The 3245-nt window shown below is 69.1% G+C and carries 1 protein-coding gene and 2 pseudogenes; 2 read left to right on the top strand and 1 reads right to left on the bottom strand.

Going from position 1 to position 3245, the window contains the following annotated elements:
* Positions 1-426: 426 nt before the first annotated feature.
* On the bottom strand, positions 427-771 hold the full coding sequence (locus ACWDA7_RS51515; RefSeq protein ID WP_450614974.1) for a MerR family transcriptional regulator: 345 nt from the start codon (positions 769-771) through the stop codon (positions 427-429).
* Positions 772-1487: 716 nt separating this feature from the next.
* Here ACWDA7_RS51515 and ACWDA7_RS51510 point away from each other — a divergent pair.
* Positions 1488-2331, top strand: a pseudogene (locus ACWDA7_RS51510) (L-threonylcarbamoyladenylate synthase); the annotation flags it as partial.
* Positions 2332-2499: 168 nt separating this feature from the next.
* A pseudogene (locus ACWDA7_RS51505) lies at positions 2500-3245 on the top strand (IS200/IS605 family accessory protein TnpB-related protein); the annotation flags it as partial.

Raw genomic sequence — 3245 nt, 5'->3', positions numbered from 1 at the left:
GGAGACCACCCACAAACGAAAGCGCCTCGGCGAAGAACAAAAGCCGAGGGTCGGGACCATTTCTACGCTTGACAGCCCCGGCCCTCATGGGTGGGACTATGCCGCCCGACTGTGGTGTCGTCCGAGTACCGGAAGTGCTCCGAGCTTCGTCGACGGGCGGCCGGGCGCCGTTCGGTGACATGGCAGGCGACAGCGTCGCCCCCGGGCAGTGCATAGCGTTTTAGGGACCGTAGGGAGGCGTGGCGGGAGCTCACCTTCGAGGGCGGCGAGGCGGTGCAGGTCCGCTGCCCTGTGTGCGGGCGCCGGTTCATCCCCCGCCACGGACACCGCCGGGACGCAATCTCCGATCAAGCGAAGTGCCGGCAAGTGACCTTTCGCAGGTTGAGCGTGGAAATCAAACTGCGCGGGACGCGCCTGGCGTTCTGGTCAGCCCGAGGTCTTCGGCTGTGACTCGCTGTCCCGGGTGCGCAGTTGTTCGTTGATGCGCTGGGCTTCTTCGAGTTGGTCTTCGAGGACGACGATGCGGCAGGCGGCCTCGATGGGAGTGCCCTGGTCGACGAGTTCGCGGGCGCGGGCGGCGATGCGCAGCTGGTAGCGGGAGTAGCGGCGGTGGCCGCCTTCGGAGCGCAGGGGGGTGATCAGGCGGTGTTCGCCGAGGGCGCGGAGGAAGGCGGGGGTGGTGCCGAGCATCTCGGCGGCCCGGCCCATGGTGTAGGCGGGGTAGTCGTCATCGTCGAGATGGTCGACGGGACGGGAACGGGCAGGGGGCATAGACCTCTTCTTTCAGCGGACGCGTCGGGGGGCCCGGGTGCGTACTGCCACCCGGGCCCCGAGCTTTCAACACCATCTACCGGCACACTGCGCCGGCCTTCTGTGTCCGCAGGTTCCGCCTGGGAGGGCGGGGCTGCGGGGATCGCTGATGCTTGACCGGGGACCACCTTCCAATCCGGGGCCTTGCGGTACCCGGGCGGACTTCTTCCTCGCCCGGGCGATCCTGATGGCGTTCTGCTCCTTACCTTCGGTTACTCGGTCGTACTGCTGGATAACGCGGGTACTGCTCGCGGCCCTTGAGGACCGCGTCCTGCTCGACCCGCATGCACGGCAGTTCGTCTCTGCCGTGCCCCCTTCGACTTCCTGGGTATGACAGAAACGGTAACCCTGCGGGCCGTCAATGTCTACCATCGCCGTGACAGATTTCCTCCGTGGCCCTTGCTGGGATTTCTGCCCTGAATACACCCGGAAGAGTGCTGTGCTTGGTTGAATCCCGGCCCGGCGGGCAGACGCTGAGCTCACCACCAAGGTGGCCATCACCCCGGGAACCGGCCGGGGTGAAACCATCCACGCCCGCCTCCCCCGGTGATACGACCCTGGGGGAAGGCAGCCACCGTGGTTGGCCCTGAGATTGATCATGACTGTCGCCGGGCCTTTGTGCTCCTAGGATTGCAAGGGCGACGGCTAGAACCAGTGACATCGAGAAGGCGGCCGGTGTGCTGCGCACCGGCGGCCTGGTGGCCCTCCCGACCGAGACCGTCTACGGACTCGGCGCCAACGCCGAGGACCCCGCCGCCGTCGCGCGCATCTTCCAAGTCAAGGGACGCCCGCCCTCCCACCCGCTGATCGTCCACATCGCTGGCGCGGAGCAGCTGGACAACTGGGTCCAGGACGTGCCGCAGGCGGCGCGCTTGCTGGCCGACCACTTCTGGCCGGGGCCGCTCACGCTGGTCCTGCAGCGCGGTTCCCGCGTGCCTCTCGAAGCGACGGGTGGTTTGGAGACGGTGGCCGTGCGCGTGCCCGACCACCCCGTCGCCCTCGCGCTGCTGTCGGCCTTCGGCGGCGGTGTCACGGCCCCGTCCGCCAACCGCTTCGGCGCGGTCAGCCCCACGACGGCGGACCATGTCCGTGCCGAACTCGGTCATGCTGTCGACTTCGTGCTGGACGGCGGCCCCTGCGCGGTCGGCGTCGAGTCGACCATCGTCGACGCCACGGAGGAGATCCCGGGCATCCTTCGGCCGGGCGGGGTGACGCGTGAGGACCTCGAAGCGGTGCTGGGAGGCCCGCTCGCGGTCCCCTCGACCAGCCGCGTTCGGGTGCCGGGCCAGCATCCGTCGCACTACGCGCCGCGTGCGCGGGTCGTCCTCGTCGAGCCGGAGAAGGTCGTCTCCGAAGCGGAGCTGGCGCAGGAGCTGGGGCACCGGGTGGGCGTCTTTCTGCCTGCCTCCTTCGCCGACACCACCCCGGTGAAGGGCGCACGCCCTGGTGGCGGTCCCCTCTTCGATGGCCGCCTATGCGCGCGGGCTGTACGGGTTCCTGCGCGAGCTCGACCAGCGGGGGTTGGGAGCTGTTCGGTTTCGGATGTGCAGGAGTGTGTGTGAGTGTGCACGAGCGTGTACTGGTTCGTGGTGGTGCAGCGCGCACGGCGCATGGGCGGGCGCTAAATGTCAGTGCCCGCCCGTACCGTTCTTCCTGTTGCCGATCGAGCGTTGGGGAGGGAGTACATCGATGCGTGATGAGTCGTTGCGCACGATCGCTGCTCCCTTCGTGGCCGTCGGCCCGTCCGGCGTGGCGATCCGGACCCGTCTGGGCCACCTGAGCACCGCCGACGAGGAGGTGTTGCGCCTGGTGGGCGCGCACCTGGGCTCGCTGGCCGCAAGGGACCTCAAACGCCGGTGCGCCGACGGTCTGGAGCACTCCGCGGATAGGTGGGCGGAGCGCAAGCGGGCCCTGACGGGGGAGTCTTCGTCGCGGTGGGCCGGGAGCATCACCAAGGCCACGCATGATCAGTGGGCGCTGTCCCGGCGTGCCCAGCTCGGGCACATCCACGGCCTTGAGGCCGGTATCAAGACGATCGCGCACCGGTTGTCGCTGCCGGTGGGCGAGAAGGGCTCGAAGCGGGCGCCTGGCGGATACCGCACCCGGCAGGAGTGGTTCCACAAGTCCCGGCGGCTGCGTCTGCTGAAGGATCGGCTGGAGCGGGAGCGGGCCGATCACGAGGTGGGGCGGGTGCGGGTGGTGCGGGGCGGTAAACGCCTGCTCACCACCCGACACCACCTCGAGGCGGCGCAGCTCACCGGGCACGCATGGCGGCGTCGTTGGGAGGCATCGCGCTGGTTCCTGCAGGCGGACGGCGAATCGGGCAAGCGGTTCGGCAATGAGACGATCCGCGTCACGCCTGAGGGCGAAGTGTCCCTGAAGCTGCCTGCTCCGCTTGCGCACCTGGCGAACGCCCGGCACGGCCGGTACGTCCT

The organism is Streptomyces sp. NPDC001156 (assembly GCF_053598275.1).
This window is presented reverse-complemented; position numbering and strand designations above follow the sequence as displayed.